The sequence below is a fragment of the Bacillus sp. PAMC28748 genome (assembly GCF_014250415.1).
GTDB classification, from domain to species: Bacteria; Bacillota; Bacilli; order Bacillales; family Bacillaceae; genus Bacillus; species Bacillus licheniformis.
Genome location: NZ_CP060192.1, coordinates 3,399,796 through 3,416,206, shown reverse-complemented (window position 1 = coordinate 3,416,206; position 16,411 = coordinate 3,399,796). Strand labels below are relative to the sequence as shown.

Below are 16,411 nucleotides of genomic sequence, written 5' to 3'. Positions count from 1 at the left end.
TATAACAGGGAATGAAACCAAATCAATATTCATGTTTGGCAAAAACCACATTCGCCGACAGAGCGCATTGCATTTCGGCGAAAAAACGCTACAATGGAAACTATATACGTATGAAAAAGGAGACATCCACATGATTCATGAAAAATGGCAGAACAATAAAACCATTAAAAAAGTAAAGTGCATACATACCGATGCCAAAAAGTATATCGTCAACAGAGCGCTGACCGTCGGTAACATATACGAGGTCAAAAACGAAACGGGAGAATTTTTGTTTATCATCGATAATACAAACAAAGTCGGCGGCTATTACAAAGAATACTTTGAAGAAGTAAAAGCCTGAATTCATTCGCATAAAGTTTCAACAAAACCGAACACTTTCATAAAAAATCGGCTGGCTGAATCGGAAGTGTGACCAAGTGCCGACGTACATAAAAGGCATAATAACGTCAGAGGAGAACCGCAGAAGCAGAACATCTTGCTGCGGTTTTTTGCTGTATCCGCTATGCACCTTTTGATTCATAGCAAACGAAAAATAAGCTGAAAAAACTGATGAAAAGTTGAAACCTCACGCGTCCGCCGGGCGTATTAATTGATAGTAAAAACAAACATATAGAGTTAAAGAAATGTAATCTGCTCGTAATTGTTTATAAATCAGGGTTATCGTATCCTTATTATTAACTGACAGCATACTTTGCCTTGTGCATAAACATAAATTGGACACATAGAAAGAGGGGTTTTGATTGGGCGTTTTTTCAGCAAGCAAAACAGCAGACGGCAAAAAATTTGAACCGCTGCTTATAGAAGGAGAAAAAATTGAATCGGTTTGCAGACTAAGAATGGATCAAATATGTTTTACGAACAAGCGGATTATTTTTTTTGATAATAAACTGTTTTCTAAAAAGAAAGTCCGCGTCTTCCTGCCTTACAGATCGATTGAAGGCTTTGCGATTAGAGAAGTCAGCATGTTCAATCCAGACAGTTCTCTTTCTCTGATGACCAGCAGCAAAATCTTTGATCTGGAATTTACGAAGGATACCGACATGCTTGAAATTCAAGCGCTGTTATCAAAATACTTATGTGCATAATCTCAACAGGCTGTTCAAACGCTCCTTTGCGAATGAACGGTCTTTTTTTGCGGAGAAATGCACGTTTTCCCTTTTGGCAATCGGGTAATGAAAAAGAAAGGAGGATGATCAACATGCCATTGACAGAGGAACAAAAACAGCACCTTTACGATAAATTAATCAGCTTAAAAAACGAAATCACAGGTACAAAGTCTGAGGTGCAGCCGATGAATGAAGAAACAGGCGAATTGTCAAACGGTATTGACAATCATCTTGCCGACCATGCCGGCGTGTATACCGAACGAATGAGGGACCAGGCTTTCCGGCAATCGGACGATGCTTTGCTGAAAGAGATCGAAGACGCTTTAAATAGGATGAAAGACGGCACATACGGCACGTGTGAAACAACGGGAAAAGAAATCCCCTATGAACGCCTTGAAGCGATTCCATATGCGCGAAGAACCGCCGAAGCTCAAGCGGAAGCAGAAGCAAGACAAGAAGACCGCACAGAGAATGATCGGCAATTTACACGGCAAATGAAGGATTTGACGAATAAAGAAACGATGGACCAAAAACATTCATACGTCTATGAACGGCTTGACCAGGAACAGGACTCCAAATAAAGCGCCCAATGGGTGCTTTTTTTGGTTAGAAAAATAAATGAGTTGACTTTCTATTTAAATGAAAGTAACATACTATTTGTAAGTAAATATTAAAACGTTAGCAACGGGAGGAAAATAGAATGTCTAAAGTATTGTTTGTTAAAGCTAATGACCGTACAGCTGAAGAAGCTGTATCTGTAAAACTTTATGAAGCGTTTCTTAACAGCTATAAAGAAAATCATCCAAACGATGAAATTGTAGAGCTTGACCTTTACAGAGAAAACCCGCCGTACCTAGGCAGAAATGCCATTAACGGGACATTTAAAGCAGGAAAAGGCATGGAATTGAACGAGGATGAAAAAGCTGCCGCCGCTGTAGCGGATCGTTACTTAGACGAATTCGTCAAAGCCGATAAGGTTGTTTTTGCTTTCCCATTGTGGAACTTCGCCGTTCCAGCTGTACTTCACACTTATGTGGACTACTTGTCCCGCGCAGGAGTGACGTTTACATACACTCCTGAAGGACCTAAAGGCCTGATGGGAGATAAGAAGGTTGCTCTGTTAAATGCAAGAGGAGGCTTCTATTCTGAAGGACCGATGGCTGCAATGGAAATGTCGTTGAACTACATGAAAACCGTCATGGGCTTCTTCGGTGTTCAAGACTTGCATACCGTTGTCATCGAAGGACACAACGCTGTTCCTGACGACGCTCAAAAAATTATTGAAAACGGCTTAGCAGAAGCTAAAAAGCTTGCAGCATCATTTTAATTGTGAAACCCTTGTTCCAAAGACGGAACAAGGGTTTTTTTATTTATGTCGTTTGCTTCAGGCTTAATAAATAATAAATATAGTCCGTTGGCACACCCGCTTCACCCATTTGTCTCAGCATCGCTGAAATATTGCCTCTGTGATAAGTGCCGTGGTTGACTACGTGATGAAGGATTTCGCTAATAGGCGTTTTGATTTCGCCTAATATTGGATGGGCAATCGTGATTTCACCATCGGGGTCTTCAAGATTTTCAAAAAACGCTTCATATTGAAGCGCCGTGTCATGAAAGATGGAAATGAAGTCATCGATCTTTTTCCTCTTTAATCCTTCTTTCAGACGCATGCCTGTTTCCTTTGCTTCCTCGTAAGCGGCTCCGGATATGATCTTCAGCCATAAGGCGTCAGCCACGCACATATGGGTAACAACCTCAGATACAGTTTGAAAAACGCTTTTGATTTCCCGGGTGAACAGCTCTTCAGGCAGGCTTTTCAGGTGGGTGAGCACCCTTTGATTCGCCCAATTGTGATAATCTAAATGCTTTAATGCGCTATGTGTCATTTTTTGTCCTCCTCACTTTTTTATATCAATTCGTGAAAAAGACGGATATTCCTTTAATCAATGAAAAATGCCTCTGGTCATAAACGTAAAAAAACCTGCCGGGTCGGCAGGCTTTCATGCTTATTCTTCGTTCTGTTTTTTAGAGGGGGTAACCGGATAAAGCTCCTCTGATGATTCGCTTTGATACTGCAATGAACCAGGCTTTTCTCTGTTTTCCCGTTTTCCGTTTTCTGTTTCGTTCAAGACGTTGGCTTCCATATAGCGGTGGAAAAAATATTCGAACACTGTGACGCCGATCGCTGACACGATTGAAGCTGCAGCAAGCGTACCATACGGGGGATTATTTTGCATGGCGAGAATCACCCAAATCAATACGAGTGAAAGGCCAAAATCTCCCATTGTCGCGGTTGTATTGTTTGTTCTCGGCAGCAGCAGAAGATCTCCGACCAGATAGGATATCACACCCAGAAACAATGTCAAAACAAACATTTCACCGAATGGAACGCCAAAAAACAGAGTTAGGACCACATATAAAAGGACAAGGCTCACAATGAATTTTAAACACAATGCTCTTACATGCTTCATTTCGTTTCCTCACCTTTCAGCTTATTTTAAAGCATTCCTGTTTTGTTGCTGTTTATTGTTTTTGTCATCCTGCTGGAATGCGCTTTCTGTTTCGTGATCGTTTTTCAGCTGCTCAAGGCTGCTGTTTTGAATACCTTTCTTCTGCATGGTCTCACCACCTTTTTCACTATATTTTGGATTGTTTTTGATTTCTTATACATAACACGAAAAAAGCAAAAAAGAGGGTTATCCCTCTTCCTGAAAGCCGGTCATTTTTTTCTCAGCCCTGCCGCATATGCAGGGCCCATTCCGGTTATTTTTGATAAAATCAGCGCCATATCATGCGGCGTCTCTTTCATCCCGTTCTCAAGCCATTGCTGCATAACGCTGATATGAGCGCCGGTTATGTAGGAAATCAAGTAGTCTTCCGGTACAATCGGATCCGTTCTGATCGCTGTTTTCAGCCGTTTTAAATTGCTGATCAAAACCGATTTGAATTTTAAACGGAAAGAACCCGGGCCTTTAGGGCCTAAAACTGCCTTCATAAAAACTTCGTTTTCTTTTATATATTGAAAAATGTCGACGACGAATGTCAGCGGATGGTCAATCACATCCTGATTTAATACATCCATTGAGTGAATCGAGCGTTTAGCAATTTTATTGATCTCTTGGATGATTTCCTCCTCGCTTTGGTCCAGCAAATCGTATTTATCTTCGTAGTGCAAGTAAAACGTGCCGCGGTTAATATCGGCTTTCTTCGTAATGTCCGTAACGGATATCTCTTCAAACGCTTTATTTTTCATCAGTTCAGAGAGTGCGTCTCTAATCATTTTTTTCGTGCGTTTTACCCTGCGGTCTTTTTTCTGCTCAGTCATTCAAATCCTCCTGACGGTTCATGAAAATCAACAATTTCCATCTTTGTGTTGAGAACTTAACATTTGCCGATTGATTGTTCATTGCGTTCTCCTTTTGCGCAATTATAATAAACATGATGAATATTAATCAACATAGTGTTTATTTTATTCGTATAAAGAAGGTATGCCGCGTTAGGCATCTGTTCATGGTTTGAGCTGAATATTGATGCATGTCACGCTGGAAAATGCGGTGTAAAGTTGCTGCAAAAAGCGGATTTTAAGGAGAGGATAGAATGGAGAAATACGTGCTGTATTTCAATGAAATCGATCAATTTGACTTGCCCTCTGTCGGCGGGAAAGGGGCGAACCTTGGGGAAATGACAAAAGCGGGCTTTCCCGTTCCTCAGGGATTTTGCATATCAACTGAAGCCTACCGTGCGTTCATACAAACAAGCGGCATCATCGACAGTCTGTTCGATCAGCTTGAACAGCTCAAACATGATGATCTTGAACAGATTCGGACTGTGGGGAAACAAATTCGTGAGCATCTTGCTCAGATCTCCATGCCTGACGAGATCAAATCGGCGATATTGGAGGGCATAGATACGACCGGCAAAGATAAAGCCTATGCCGTCCGCTCCAGCGCAACGGCTGAAGACCTGCCAGATGCTTCATTCGCGGGACAGCAGGACACCTTTTTGAACGTCTGCGGGAAAGATCAGCTTCTTGAAGCGGTGAAACAATGCTGGTCCTCGCTGTTTACAGACAGGGCGATTTCCTACCGAGCGAAAAACGGTTTCGACAACCGCTCTGTCTTTCTTGCGGTTGTCGTTCAAGAGATGGTTTTTCCCGAGGTTTCCGGAATTATGTTCACGGCGGATCCGATCACGGGGCACCGCAAAACGGTATCCATCGATGCCAGCTTCGGCTTGGGTGAAGCGTTGGTGTCCGGCGTCGTCAGCGCTGATCTGTATCAGATTCGGTCTGGTGAAATCGTTAAAAAACAACTCTCTAAGAAAGAATCGGCCATTTACTCCGTACCAGAGGGAGGAACCGTCCAGAAAACCCTCTCTCCGGAAAAACAACAAACACAGGCTTTGCCGGATCCAAGAATCATTGAATTAGCAGAACTGGGGCGCAAAATCGAGGCTCACTATGGCAAGGAACAGGATATCGAGTGGGCTTTTGCCGGCGGCAGGTTTTACATTCTTCAAAGCCGGCCGATCACATCCCTTTACCCGGTCGTACGCTTTTTTGATGATAGGCCGCACGTATTGATTAATTTTGGCTACATCCAAATGATGACCGATCCGCTGAAACCATTGGGTGTATCGGTTATCAGCCAAGTCCTCCGATTTTTAAAAAAAGATCCTTCGGCACAGCCGATTCTTCGCGAAGCGGGAGGAAGAGTCTTTGCCGATATTACGGGTGCTCTCTCCCTCAAATTCGTCCGAAGCCGGCTGCTTAAAGTATTGAGCGGCATGGATCAGTTGATGGCATCAGCTGTATCGGAGGTAGTCAAGCGCAAAGAACATCAGCTATATTCCACATCCAGAAAAGGCATTTTTCATATTGCCGGGAATTTGGCGCCGATTTTGATTCCGGCAGCATTAAAAGTTGCCGGAATCCTGCTCATGAGAAATCCGGATAAAGCCGAGAAAAAAGCGGAATTGATCATTGAAGCGATCGTGACGGACACCGAAGAGCAGCTTAGCCGGACTTCCGGTGCTGAGACGATCCGCGTCATCCAAAAAGGAATGGGAAACATGTTGCAAGACGTGCTTTCAAAAGTCGCTGTGTATGTCTTGAGCGGAATGATTGCAGCCGGATTGCTCGAAAAAAAGCTGAAAAAGAAGCTGGGGGACGAGAAAAGCGCTATTTTGCTGGGGAAATTGTATAAATCCCTGCCCCATAATGTCACAACGGAAATGGGTCTAGAGTTAGGAGATCTTTCCGATCAGGCGAGAAAGTATCCTGCTGTCATTGACTATTTCAAGCGTGCAAACAGCGAAAATTTTATGGAAGAACTGCTCAAAATCCCCGGCGGCGCCGAAATGAAACGCAGTTTAGACGATTTTCTCAAAAAGTACGGGATGCGGTGCGTGGGAGAAATCGATTTGACAAGGCCGAGATGGGCCGAGGCCCCGGTTCAGCTCGTTCCGTCCATACTCAGCCATATTCGGACGATTGCCGCCGGGGAACACAGAAGGAAATTTAAACAAGGTGAAACCGAAGCGGAAGAGGCAAAAAAGGAGATCATCTCTCAATTTCGTTTTCCAGAAAAAAAGAGAGTCTCCCGGCTCGTTCATATGTACCGAAGCTTGATGGGAATGCGGGAGCATCATAAATTTACACTTGTAAAACTGATGTTTTTATACAAAAAAGCGATTCTTAAAGAAGCCCGCACCCTCGTTGGAAAAGGGATTTTGAATTGTGAAGAAGATGTCTTTTACTTTACGCTTGAGGAGCTTATCGCCCTATTGGAGAATCGCGGCATCGGGGATATTCCGGAATTGTTAGCAGACAGAAAACGGCAGCATACGTCCAATCAAAAGCTCACATCTCCACGCGTGATGACGAGTAAAGGGGAGATCATCACAGGAAAGCTGCGAAATGAAAAAAGTCCTGAAGGCGCTCTCACAGGTACCCCTGTTTCCGCGGGAATCATCGAAGGGACCGCCAGAGTTGCAAAGAGTCCTGAAGACGCGAAGCTGAATCAAGGGGACATATTAGTGGCGCCGTATACTGATCCGGGCTGGACTCCGCTCTTTACTTCAGCGGTCGGACTGATTACGGAAGTAGGCGGCATGATGACCCATGGTTCAGTAGTGGCAAGGGAATACGGCATTCCTGCTGTCGTCGGGATCGACAAAGCGACAGAAATCATAGAAGACGGCGCTTACATCCGAGTCGACGGAACAAACGGGTTTGTTCAAATATTGGACGGCAACGGCTCCTGAGTTATTTTAAATAAAGGCTTTATATAGGAAAATTGATATTTGATACCTATACGAATCCTTGATATAACCAGAATGGGAACGTGCGTTCGATATCGTTGTCAAGGCGAGCAAAAACAAGGCGGTTATTGATAGAAGAAGCGAATCAGATATTATAGAGATAATATCATTTCCAAAGAAATTGAGGAGAAATGGATGTCGCAAAATGGAATTGTTTTAGTAGCCAGTGTATCTATCTTTAGTGATGATAAAGTCTTGATGATAAAAGAGAATAAACCTACTTCTGTTAATAAGTGGAATTTTCTGGGCGGACGTATCGAATATGGAGAGGACATTCTCTATTCAGCCCGAAGGGAAGTTAAAGAGGAAACTGGATTCGACGTAAATCTGATTGCCACTACAGGTGTTTATAATTTTATCAGTAGTACGAACAATCAAGTTATTTTATTTCATTTTATCGGCGAAGTTACTGGAGGTTCTTTAAATCTCGAAGAAGATGAAATTTCAGACAGCAAGTGGATAACAGTAAATGACCTTGTAACATTTGAAAACGAAGGCTTACGAGAACCGAATGTAATAAAGCAAATCACTGATAGCTTATTAAAAGAGAATTTACACTCAATTAGTGTGTATAATGAGCAACTGATTAAATCGTTCTTATTGAGCTGAAGGGATGTTGAACAAAAGTATTAATATTAAAATTTAACAGAGCTAAATAAAAAAAGCCAGCCTCTTGGGCTGGCGAAATCGTTTTACCAGCTTGCTTTTTTAACGCCGGGTATATGCCCTTTGTAAGCAAGCTCGCGGAAGCAGATGCGGCACAATTTAAACTTCCGAATCACGGAATGCGGTCTGCCGCAGCGTTCACAGCGGGTGTACTCTCTGACTTTGAACTTTTGTTCCCGTTTTTGCTTGACAATCATTGAAGTCTTGGCCATCTCTTTTACCTCCTTTTACATTTATCGATTTATATAAATAAAAATAGATTTTATTTTTGTAAACAATTTATTATAACATTTAAAATATCATTTGTAAATAAATTGAAAAGACTCGCTGTTCGAGTCTTTTTTGCTGATAAAAAGCGAAGACTTTATAGCAGATATGCCAATCAACGATCCCGTTTTACCTCAGGCAAACGGCATTTTCTATCAAAAAAGACCCAGACCTATCGTTTGACTGATCTGCCGTCCCTAGATCAATGAGTCCGCTTTATTCGATCTGATCATTTAGATTGAGCGGAAAATAACCGATTTGCATCATTACGCAGCGGCTGTAAATTTGTATACTGGCATCAAAGAAAGGGGGGAGTATAGAGAAAAACGGTATTTAAATTTTTGTCTCATTGTCTGGCACTCCACTATGCAATGAAACGAAGAAGGAATCAAACATAGTAAGAAAGCGCTGTAGAATTTGACAGCCTTGTGATCTACTCCAGCTGAAGAACAAATCAATTCGTTTCCGCAACACCATTTCCCGCCCAAACGATCAAACTTGAAAACGAAAACGGAATGCAGGGCTGTTCATTTTCACTGAACCTCGATGTTTTAAGGATGAGATGCCGCCGTGTCATTGAGACCGTTTACTAACGAAGACGACGGCGGAAATGGTAAACGCGTCACATTTATAAGCAATAAAATCGGGAAAAGGTGTGCAGGCTGCATACCTTTTTTCAGCGGTTCTACCTTTGGCTGACCGCTATTTTAAGCCCGATCAAAGCGAACAAAGACCCTTCCAGCAAATGAACTTTTTTGGCGGCTTGCGGATTTCTGCGCAGCCGGTCTCCGACTTTTTCCGCAAACAGGCTGATCATCACAAAGATAGCGAACGCTTGAATCAAAAATAACATGCCGTAAACAAGCATTTGCGTTGTCACATTGAAGGTGCCGGGGTGGATAAATTGCGGAAGAAAGGCAAGGAAGAACAATGAGACCTTCGGGTTTAATAGGTTCATCACCACGCCTTTTTGATATAAAGCCCTGCGGTTCAATGAATCTTTGGCTTCAACGTTGAAACCGGCGCTTTTTTGCCGAAAAGACTGGTAAGCTAAAAACAGCAGATAGGCTGCACCTGCATATTTTACAATCGAGAAGGCGACAGCTGATTGATAGATCGCAGCAGAAATGCCTGCTGCAGCCGCGGTGATGTGGACGATTAGCCCTGTGCATAGTCCGGATGCGGTTGCTATACCGGCCGATTTTCCCTTTGATATGCTCTGTGCCAAAACGAACAGGTTGTCAGGGCCCGGCATAAGTGTTAGCAGTACGGCCGCACCCAAAAAAGAAACGATCGATATCGCGTCCATCTGTCCAGCTCCATTTTCAATAGTATTTTTATTATTATAGCATCTGAGAAACACTTTTTAGCAAAAAGGCGGGGAAAATGGACGGATTTTTAGTTTCTTGTATTAGTACAAGTTTGTGCTAATCAACATAATCTGATAGTGAAGAATGAAACCTAAGGAAGGGAGAAGTGCTTATGTCTTACTGCAAACCGCGCGTTCTGCCGCCAGTTGTGCATCCTACTAGATACTGTGAGGATCACAGATTCTCTAAAACGATCGTTCCTCACATCCATCCGCAGCATATTAAAAAAGTGGATCATCATAAATACGAACATGTTCACTATTATCCGCACTCTTATTCAAGCTATAAGCCGGTTTATCATGACCACTCTTACTGCGGTAAACCTTGCGATCGCTACGAAAAATACTAACCTTTCCGGAAGAAAAAATTCTTCACATGAAAAAAGGCCGTAGAAGCGTCCCCATGGAGCTTTTACGGCCTTTTTGGTTAGCTCCTGCATCCTTGCAAATTCCCACGCAAAACAGCTTCGCCGGCCTTTTTCGTCTTCGAATTGAAAGGGCGCACTTCGACTTGGGTATTCACAGTCAGCTCTGATGATATTTCGTCAAATTTGCCCGCCCAAGGACTTCCGCCAAACCAGCTCGGCGCGTCTTCTTGGACTTGATGCATGGTGAAACGCCAGCTGATCTGGTCAGGTATCCGGGCAATTCCTTCAAATTGATCATAATCTCCAAATGAAGCAGGGTCCGGAAGCCAATCAGCGTAGATGCCGACACTCTGCCTTTCCCTGACAGGACTCCCGGGGGCTTCGGTATACGGTTTCTTCACTTTCGCAATTAAAGCCGTTCCGCGGGCATTGGGAATATCTCGGACTGGATCAAGAACGACGCTGCATGGATAAGGTACTTGTGCGTAGGCCGCTGCCGCAGGCAGAATGAGGACAAACGATATCGCCAGACTTCTCAGAAGTGCCATCATTGAACAACCCTCCGTTTCTTGAAATAGTTTAACCAGTCACGCCTTTTCAAATTCTTCATGTTCAGCCCTCGGAGACATTCACCTATTTACATCTTGGGAGTATCTTATGGTAAAGACATGATCGGGGGCGACGGCATGGGATATTTTATCGAGGCAGAACCAAGCGTTAATCTGTACGTTGAAGACATCAATCCTCAAAGCGGCAAAGCCATTGTATTTTTGCACGGCTGGCCATTAAGCCATCTCCAGTTTGAATATCAATTTGACGATCTTTCGCGAAAGGGATACCGCTGTATCGGCATTGACTGGCGTGGATTCGGGCGTTCGGATAAGCCGGCGACGGGCTATAATTACAACCGTTTGGCTGATGATATCCGCGCTGTCGTTGAGGCGCTTCAATTAAACAACTTCACGCTTGCCGGTCATTCAACCGGCGGCGCCATAGCACTCCGCTATATGTCCCGATATAGGGGCGCTGGGGTCTCAAAGCTGGTTTTGATCGATGCGGCGGCGCCTGTGGGATTTACTGAAGAAACGGCAGCCAAATTGCTTCAGCAAGCGTCTAACGATCGTCCCAAGATGATGCGCGAAGTGACCGACACGTTTTTCTTTCAATATATTACACAACCGTTCTCAGACTGGTTTTTTCAATTGGGATTGCAGGCGGCAGGCTGGTCGACAAAAGCGGTCATCGAAATGCTGAGAGATGAGAAACTGTATGATGATCCGGAAAAAGTCGCTGCTCCAGCCTTAATCATTCACGGTATTCAAGACAAGGCGATTCCGTTTGCACAAGCAAAGGAGCTCAGCCGCAAAATCAGAAATTCATATCTTGTTCCGTTTCAATACAGCGGACACGGTCCATTCTGGGAGGAACGCAAAATGTTCAATCGGATTTTAACGCAATTTATCGGTTGATTTTATATTGAGGAGCTGCCACATAATGTTCAAAAAGCAGAGAGGAATATTTTGGATAATCATGTTATGATGATAATCACCGAGACTGCTTCTGCACCCTGAAACGTGAAAAATACCCGAAGTGCAAGTATTTTTATCGGGGTGTATCTCCGTTTGGCACAGAAGCAGAGGGGAGCATGACGTTTCTGAGGGGGAATGGAATTTAATGAAGTCAATCCAATCAATCACCGTTCATTCAAAGCAATATATCGTCGGTGAGCGATGCCATCCGCCAGGATTTAGAGACGAAGCGACCGTAATGAAAATTACAGAAAAAAACAAGTTCTATGGATTAATCAGAGGCTTTGTTGTTCATTTTGATACAAAAACAGAGCTGCATATTCATACAGAGCCCGTCAATGTTCATTGGAGGTGAAGGACTTTAAGCGAACATTTAAAATATTCGTTTAGTGTCTTTTTTTTAACTCTGGAAGCAATGGGATTCAACCGCAGATGCTTCATAGTCATAAAACAGATTTTCCAAAAACGATATTTAGAAAATGAACGGGCGAAATTAGGGACAAAGCATAGGTGCTTATGCAGTCGGGCTTTAGCTTTTCAGCATAATGTACTAGTGAATCTATAAAACAAAGGGAAAGGAGAATGTACGAATGTATTGCAAACATCATGAGCCGCATGTTTACCCTACGAAATATTGTGAGGATCATCATTACTCAAAATCTGTCGTTCCTCATATTCATCCACAGCATACAAAAAAAATAGACCACCACAAGTATGAACATGTTCATTACTATCCGCACACTTACTCACATCATAAAGATGTTTCACATGAACACTATCATTGCGGAAAACCTTGCAAAAGCTATGAAAAAAAATCGGATTACGGCCATTGTTATTAATTAAGGCTTAATTGTACTTTCACAGACCATATAAATACCCGGCAGGGGTCTTTTATGGTCTGTTCCTATTTTATAAGGGAGCTACCATGTATATCAACGTTTAACATAGGTTATAGCGAACAGCAGAAAAATAGTATATGGCAAAATGAAAAATGCAGACGAAGTTCGAAGTCGCGGAATGCTTATTAATATCATTTATACCTTTTTTATATTAATATGGTACATATAGGATGTTATTTTCTCTAATCGGTTGGGAAGAAAGGAGAGCCGTTATGCAAAAAACGCTTTTTCAAAACGCTACGATTGTGACGCTTGATCCGCAGCTTCATACGCTCGAAAAAGGGGACATGCTGATTGAAGGCTCCGTCATTCTGGACGTTGCCGAGTCGATTGAAGCCGGAGACGCTGAGATTGTGGATGCCTCCAATATGCTGATCATGCCTGGATTTGTTGATACGCACCGCCACGTATGGGAATCTGTGATCCGCGGAATCGGAGCCGACTGGTCCCTGCAAACCTATTTAAACCGGATTTATTATGGGAATTATGGGTCGATGAGAAGACCTGAGGATGATTGGGCCGCGAACTATTTAGGAGCGCTTGAGGCGCTCGATGCAGGCGTCACGACTTTGCTGGACTGGACGATGATTGAGTCGCCTGATCATACGGACCAGCTGATTGCCGGACTGAAAGACGCCGGCATTCGCGCAGTATTCGCCTTTGGAACATCTGGTGACGCCGAATATTGGGACAGAGACAGCGATCTTTCGAATATGGACGAAGCGAAACGGGTAAAAAAAGCATATTTTCAATCGAAGGATCAGCTTCTGACGATGGGGCTTGCAATTCGAGGTCCGGAGTTTTCTTCATGGAAGACATCTGTCTTTGAAATCGAAACGGCCCGGGAACTGGATGCCTTATGCAGCATGCATATTGCTTTTGGCAACTGGGGAGCGAAAGATCGTTCGATTGAAAAGCTGAATCAAGCCGGGCTGCTTGGTCCCGATTTAAACATGGTGCATGCCAATGCGATGAGTGAAGAAGAAATGAAAATGCTTGCGGCTCACGGAAGCTCGATATCTGTGACACCAGAAATTGAGATGATGATGGGGCACGGCTATCCTGTTACAGGGCTCTCTCTAAAAAACGGGGTTCTTACTGCGCTTGGGGTTGATGTTGTCACATCGACCGGGGGAGACCTTTTCGCACAGATGAAATTTGCTCTTCAAGCAGAACGCGCAAAGCACAATGATGAACTGCTGAGAGAAGGAATTATGCCGGGGCCCGAATTGAGCATATCGGCCGAACAAATCCTGAAAGCGGCTACCATTGACGGGGCGCGCGCCCTAAAGCTCGATCATAAAATCGGCTCGCTTTCCCCAGGCAAAGAAGCTGACTTTATCATGGTGAAAACGGACAGCGTCAATTTGCTCCCTTTCACTGATGCGGCGGGGGCCATCGTCCAATGCACGCACACCGGAAATGTAGATTCCGTATATGTCGCAGGAAAAGCGGTGAAACGAAACGGCCGGCTGGTTGATGCAGATCTTGAAAAGGTGAGACAAAAAGCGCTGGAAGCAAGAGATCATATTTTATTCCGATCCCCTGAGGGCGCCTTTTAAGAAAAACAGTTTCATGATGCGCCTTTGCAAATAAGACCCCAGATTGGTTATGCGAAAAAACGGATATCTGACCAATGAAGTAAAGGCCTCATAGACAGCCGCGTATCATCTGGAAACTAAAACGTTAGGAAACAGATGCTCAAATGCTAAAAAGACCAGCCCTTGATATAAAGGGGCTGGCTCTTTTTAAAATAAGTCGTCAATTTGGGATAAGTATATGTCTACAGTAGAGTCATTCAACTTCTCTAATATCACCAAGATATCGCGGACTGACCTTCTTGTTTGTTCATCCTCAAACGTTAAATTTTTATAGTAAGAAATGACGGCTTCCAAAGCGCCGGCAAGTGCCAAACCAGTGTCACGGTCTGCTTTTAAAGCGGATTTTTTCATTTTTGTCAAAAGCCATTTTAAATCATCAATACTTTCAATAGGGTAGTAATTAAGCTGATGCAGCTCGGCTGCCGAATTTTTAGTCAGAATTTGTTCAGCTTCTTCTTTTGTAATGGCATCTTCCGGATAGACATAGGGAATGTCAGGATGCACGCCTTCGATAAGCTGGCAGTCGTCATCATCCATGGGATTATCTGTATAAAGTTTAGAGAGAAATTCTCCAAATGAATCCGCTAATTTATAATTCTCTTCAAATTCTGAATCGAAATAGTGCACGGGCGGATTTTCTTTCGTTTCTCTGTAGTCAAGCGCTATCCATGTATGGCCGTCACCGTGAATAAGGATCAGGTTGTCGGGCAGTTCCCATTCTTTAATGATGTATTTGCTCTCGAGAATCCCTGCCTTTTTCCCTAAGCCTAATAAGTAGTCAAACTGGACATGATATTTAGCCCAGGAGGTAGGCCGTTCAGAAGGGAAGGCGTTAAAATTGATATACCCGCCGTTTTGTTCAAGAATAAGCGCTTCTTGGTGAAGTTAGATTAGAAGTTGATTTACAGTTGCACGTTTTCATCATCTGGAAACGTGCTTTTTTAATAGCGGAAAATAACTTGAAGGGATAAAAAGGAATTCGATTTGTTTTTTTCTCTGGACTCTTCAAAAAAAGGTTTATTTGTAATAAAATGTAGAATCATATTCTGTCTAGGAGGAGACCGGTGTCTACATTAGCTATTATTGTTCTTCTTGGCTTTTCTGGTTATATGATCTGGAAATTAAAAGAGACAAAAAAAATTCATCAAAACAATTTAGAACGTGAATTAAAAAATCTAGAGCAAACATATCAAGATCACCTGGTGCAAGCTCATAAAGAGGCTTCCGCTGCTTTACAACAAGCTGAAGTCATGAATATTAATCAAAAAAATGAATTCTTAAATGAAAACGATTTTCTGAAGAACAAGATTGTAAAGATGGATGAATATATAAACAATCTTAAAAAGTATTCAAGAAATAGCGGTGAAGTTATTACCCACACTATTTTAACGGAATTAAAAGAAAAGCTTATTTCTGAGGGGAAAATAAATGAAAACGAGATGGTTATAATGGGAAACGTATTTGTACCCTATGAAGAAAATGGGGAGACAAAAACCAGGCAAATTGATCATTTAGTTATTTTGCCATCAGATATCTATATTATAGAAACCAAGTATTGGCGTGGAACAGTTATCCATGGGATTAATCGTAAAAATGCGGAATCAATTGCAAATGATTTTTCATTTGTCTTTGAACAATTATTTCCGAAAGCGAATAGTGATACAGAGAAGACAATCATTTTTATGAAAAATAGCAATATAGATAAGGATTCTGAGCAAAAAAATTCTATAAATATTTCTTATTATGATAACCCGAGAAATCAAGTCATGGACACAATGTATAAACTCAGGAATTTTCTCATAACCTATAATAATAAATTCAACTATGTTGAGCCTATAGTCTATTTTGGTTATCCGGAGGACAAAGAAAATCGTGTAATAGATTATTCTACAAAAGATAAGAATAGATTTACCTCAAAAGCAAGTTTGTGCGAGTATTTTAAGAATGAGGTTTTAAAGCCTGCTAAATATACAGTCGATGAGATACAACAAATAAAAAGGATCATGCAAAAAGTTAACTATCTATCATAAATAAATATCAATTTATAAAGTATCTCAATGGATGCTTTTTTTCTTGGAGGTCATGAACATTCGTGAAATTCCATAGAAAAATTAACCCGGCTCCATACAATCCACACTTGCAGCCGGGTGCTTCAGAATATGAAACACTGAAACAGTCTATGAAACGCTTTTGAACAGTTGAACCGTTAGTCTGGAATGAAAGGATTGGCAACCTTGCAGGCGGCAACCAACGCTTTAAAATCCTCATGGAAAAAGGACCAAAGA

The 16,411-nt window shown here is 42.4% G+C and carries 20 protein-coding genes; 12 read left to right on the top strand and 8 right to left on the bottom strand.

The genetic code is table 11. From position 1 onward, the window contains the following. Window positions 1-130: 130 nt before the first annotated feature. The 4 genes from H7F26_RS17490 (at window position 131) to H7F26_RS17475 (ending at window position 2,433) form a co-directional block, all read left to right on the top strand. The gene (locus tag H7F26_RS17490) at window positions 131-340 is read left to right on the top strand and encodes a DUF6501 family protein (protein ID WP_003182671.1); all 210 of its coding nucleotides are present in this window, start codon (window positions 131-133) and stop codon (window positions 338-340) included. A 400-nt stretch (window positions 341-740) separates the two neighbouring features. Beyond that, window positions 741-1,085 (top strand): PH domain-containing protein, encoded by a 345-nt coding sequence (locus tag H7F26_RS17485; RefSeq protein ID WP_003182669.1) that lies wholly within the window; start codon window positions 741-743, stop codon window positions 1,083-1,085. 113 nt (window positions 1,086-1,198) lie between these two features. Beyond that, window positions 1,199-1,687 (top strand): TraR/DksA C4-type zinc finger protein, encoded by a 489-nt coding sequence (locus H7F26_RS17480; protein WP_003182667.1) that lies wholly within the window; start codon window positions 1,199-1,201, stop codon window positions 1,685-1,687. 119 nt (window positions 1,688-1,806) lie between these two features. Beyond that, window positions 1,807-2,433, top strand: a complete 627-nt coding sequence (locus H7F26_RS17475) for an FMN-dependent NADH-azoreductase (RefSeq protein WP_009328062.1) — start codon at window positions 1,807-1,809, stop codon at window positions 2,431-2,433. Window positions 2,434-2,476: 43 nt separating this feature from the next. Here the strand turns inward: H7F26_RS17475 and H7F26_RS17470 are convergent, their stop codons facing one another. The 4 genes from H7F26_RS17470 to H7F26_RS17455 all read right to left on the bottom strand — a co-directional run bounded on the left by H7F26_RS17470 (window position 2,477) and on the right by H7F26_RS17455 (window position 4,431). Continuing rightward, window positions 2,477-2,992 carry a DinB family protein gene (locus H7F26_RS17470; RefSeq protein ID WP_003182663.1) on the bottom strand — a complete coding sequence of 172 codons (516 nt, stop codon included), beginning with the start codon at window positions 2,990-2,992 and terminating at the stop codon, window positions 2,477-2,479. Window positions 2,993-3,112: 120 nt separating this feature from the next. After that, window positions 3,113-3,577: a YndM family protein gene (locus H7F26_RS17465; protein ID WP_009328063.1), complete on the bottom strand. Its 465-nt coding sequence runs from the start codon at window positions 3,575-3,577 to the stop codon at window positions 3,113-3,115. 21 nt (window positions 3,578-3,598) lie between these two features. Beyond that, window positions 3,599-3,724 carry a hypothetical protein gene (locus H7F26_RS17460; protein ID WP_003182659.1) on the bottom strand — a complete coding sequence of 42 codons (126 nt, stop codon included), beginning with the start codon at window positions 3,722-3,724 and terminating at the stop codon, window positions 3,599-3,601. Between the two features lie 101 nt (window positions 3,725-3,825). After that, a complete protein-coding gene (locus H7F26_RS17455) occupies window positions 3,826-4,431 on the bottom strand; it encodes a TetR/AcrR family transcriptional regulator (RefSeq protein ID WP_003182658.1) in 606 nt (201 codons plus the stop codon). Window positions 4,432-4,703: 272 nt separating this feature from the next. Here H7F26_RS17455 and H7F26_RS17450 point away from each other — a divergent pair, with 272 nt between their 5' ends. Then, window positions 4,704-7,370 (top strand): phosphoenolpyruvate synthase, encoded by a 2,667-nt coding sequence (locus tag H7F26_RS17450; RefSeq protein WP_080624007.1) that lies wholly within the window; start codon window positions 4,704-4,706, stop codon window positions 7,368-7,370. A 192-nt stretch (window positions 7,371-7,562) separates the two neighbouring features. Further along, window positions 7,563-8,036, top strand: a complete 474-nt coding sequence (locus H7F26_RS17445) for an NUDIX hydrolase (RefSeq protein ID WP_009328064.1) — start codon at window positions 7,563-7,565, stop codon at window positions 8,034-8,036. 83 nt (window positions 8,037-8,119) lie between these two features. On the opposite strand, the gene H7F26_RS17440 is transcribed toward H7F26_RS17445, so the two are convergent. Beyond that, window positions 8,120-8,305 (bottom strand): type Z 30S ribosomal protein S14, encoded by a 186-nt coding sequence (locus tag H7F26_RS17440; RefSeq protein WP_003182651.1) that lies wholly within the window; start codon window positions 8,303-8,305, stop codon window positions 8,120-8,122. Window positions 8,306-9,045: 740 nt separating this feature from the next. Continuing rightward, a complete protein-coding gene (locus H7F26_RS17435) occupies window positions 9,046-9,669 on the bottom strand; it encodes a LysE family translocator (RefSeq protein WP_003182649.1) in 624 nt (207 codons plus the stop codon). A 173-nt stretch (window positions 9,670-9,842) separates the two neighbouring features. Between H7F26_RS17435 and H7F26_RS17430 the strand changes: the two genes are divergently transcribed. Beyond that, entirely contained in the window at window positions 9,843-10,079 is a 237-nt protein-coding gene (locus tag H7F26_RS17430; RefSeq protein WP_003182648.1) for a CotD family spore coat protein, read from the top strand. 77 nt (window positions 10,080-10,156) lie between these two features. Here the strand turns inward: H7F26_RS17430 and H7F26_RS17425 are convergent, their stop codons facing one another. Then, window positions 10,157-10,648 carry a YoqH family protein gene (locus H7F26_RS17425; protein WP_003182646.1) on the bottom strand — a complete coding sequence of 164 codons (492 nt, stop codon included), beginning with the start codon at window positions 10,646-10,648 and terminating at the stop codon, window positions 10,157-10,159. Between the two features lie 135 nt (window positions 10,649-10,783). Between H7F26_RS17425 and H7F26_RS17420 the strand changes: the two genes are divergently transcribed. The 4 genes from H7F26_RS17420 (at window position 10,784) to H7F26_RS17405 (ending at window position 14,087) form a co-directional block, all read left to right on the top strand. Beyond that, window positions 10,784-11,566 (top strand): alpha/beta fold hydrolase, encoded by a 783-nt coding sequence (locus tag H7F26_RS17420; protein WP_026699196.1) that lies wholly within the window; start codon window positions 10,784-10,786, stop codon window positions 11,564-11,566. A gap of 205 nt (window positions 11,567-11,771) precedes the next feature. After that, window positions 11,772-11,981 carry a hypothetical protein gene (locus tag H7F26_RS17415; RefSeq protein ID WP_021837542.1) on the top strand — a complete coding sequence of 70 codons (210 nt, stop codon included), beginning with the start codon at window positions 11,772-11,774 and terminating at the stop codon, window positions 11,979-11,981. Between the two features lie 235 nt (window positions 11,982-12,216). Further along, window positions 12,217-12,465 carry a CotD family spore coat protein gene (locus tag H7F26_RS17410; RefSeq protein ID WP_003182640.1) on the top strand — a complete coding sequence of 83 codons (249 nt, stop codon included), beginning with the start codon at window positions 12,217-12,219 and terminating at the stop codon, window positions 12,463-12,465. A 272-nt stretch (window positions 12,466-12,737) separates the two neighbouring features. Next, window positions 12,738-14,087, top strand: a complete 1,350-nt coding sequence (locus tag H7F26_RS17405) for an amidohydrolase family protein (protein ID WP_003182638.1) — start codon at window positions 12,738-12,740, stop codon at window positions 14,085-14,087. Between the two features lie 186 nt (window positions 14,088-14,273). On the opposite strand, the gene H7F26_RS17400 is transcribed toward H7F26_RS17405, so the two are convergent. Further along, a complete protein-coding gene (locus tag H7F26_RS17400; protein ID WP_260627248.1) occupies window positions 14,274-14,969 on the bottom strand; it encodes an SMI1/KNR4 family protein in 696 nt (231 codons plus the stop codon). A gap of 221 nt (window positions 14,970-15,190) precedes the next feature. Here H7F26_RS17400 and H7F26_RS17395 point away from each other — a divergent pair, with 221 nt between their 5' ends. After that, window positions 15,191-16,156 (top strand): nuclease-related domain-containing protein, encoded by a 966-nt coding sequence (locus tag H7F26_RS17395; protein ID WP_003182600.1) that lies wholly within the window; start codon window positions 15,191-15,193, stop codon window positions 16,154-16,156. Window positions 16,157-16,411 lie beyond the last annotated feature (255 nt).

Coding starts and splice junctions, on each gene's coding strand:
- H7F26_RS17490 (WP_003182671.1), top strand. CDS start 131: ATGATTCATGAAAAATGGCAGAACAATAAAACCATTAAAAAAGTAAAG.
- H7F26_RS17480 (WP_003182667.1), top strand. CDS start 1,199: ATGCCATTGACAGAGGAACAAAAACAGCACCTTTACGATAAATTAATC.
- H7F26_RS17475 (WP_009328062.1), top strand. CDS start 1,807: ATGTCTAAAGTATTGTTTGTTAAAGCTAATGACCGTACAGCTGAAGAA.
- H7F26_RS17470 (WP_003182663.1), bottom strand. CDS start 2,992: ATGACACATAGCGCATTAAAGCATTTAGATTATCACAATTGGGCGAAT.
- H7F26_RS17465 (WP_009328063.1), bottom strand. CDS start 3,577: ATGAAGCATGTAAGAGCATTGTGTTTAAAATTCATTGTGAGCCTTGTC.
- H7F26_RS17460 (WP_003182659.1), bottom strand. CDS start 3,724: ATGCAGAAGAAAGGTATTCAAAACAGCAGCCTTGAGCAGCTGAAAAAC.
- H7F26_RS17455 (WP_003182658.1), bottom strand. CDS start 4,431: ATGACTGAGCAGAAAAAAGACCGCAGGGTAAAACGCACGAAAAAAATG.
- H7F26_RS17450 (WP_080624007.1), top strand. CDS start 4,704: ATGGAGAAATACGTGCTGTATTTCAATGAAATCGATCAATTTGACTTG.
- H7F26_RS17445 (WP_009328064.1), top strand. CDS start 7,563: ATGTCGCAAAATGGAATTGTTTTAGTAGCCAGTGTATCTATCTTTAGT.
- H7F26_RS17440 (WP_003182651.1), bottom strand. CDS start 8,305: ATGGCCAAGACTTCAATGATTGTCAAGCAAAAACGGGAACAAAAGTTC.
- H7F26_RS17435 (WP_003182649.1), bottom strand. CDS start 9,669: ATGGACGCGATATCGATCGTTTCTTTTTTGGGTGCGGCCGTACTGCTA.
- H7F26_RS17430 (WP_003182648.1), top strand. CDS start 9,843: ATGTCTTACTGCAAACCGCGCGTTCTGCCGCCAGTTGTGCATCCTACT.
- H7F26_RS17425 (WP_003182646.1), bottom strand. CDS start 10,648: ATGATGGCACTTCTGAGAAGTCTGGCGATATCGTTTGTCCTCATTCTG.
- H7F26_RS17420 (WP_026699196.1), top strand. CDS start 10,784: ATGGGATATTTTATCGAGGCAGAACCAAGCGTTAATCTGTACGTTGAA.
- H7F26_RS17415 (WP_021837542.1), top strand. CDS start 11,772: ATGAAGTCAATCCAATCAATCACCGTTCATTCAAAGCAATATATCGTC.
- H7F26_RS17410 (WP_003182640.1), top strand. CDS start 12,217: ATGTATTGCAAACATCATGAGCCGCATGTTTACCCTACGAAATATTGT.
- H7F26_RS17405 (WP_003182638.1), top strand. CDS start 12,738: ATGCAAAAAACGCTTTTTCAAAACGCTACGATTGTGACGCTTGATCCG.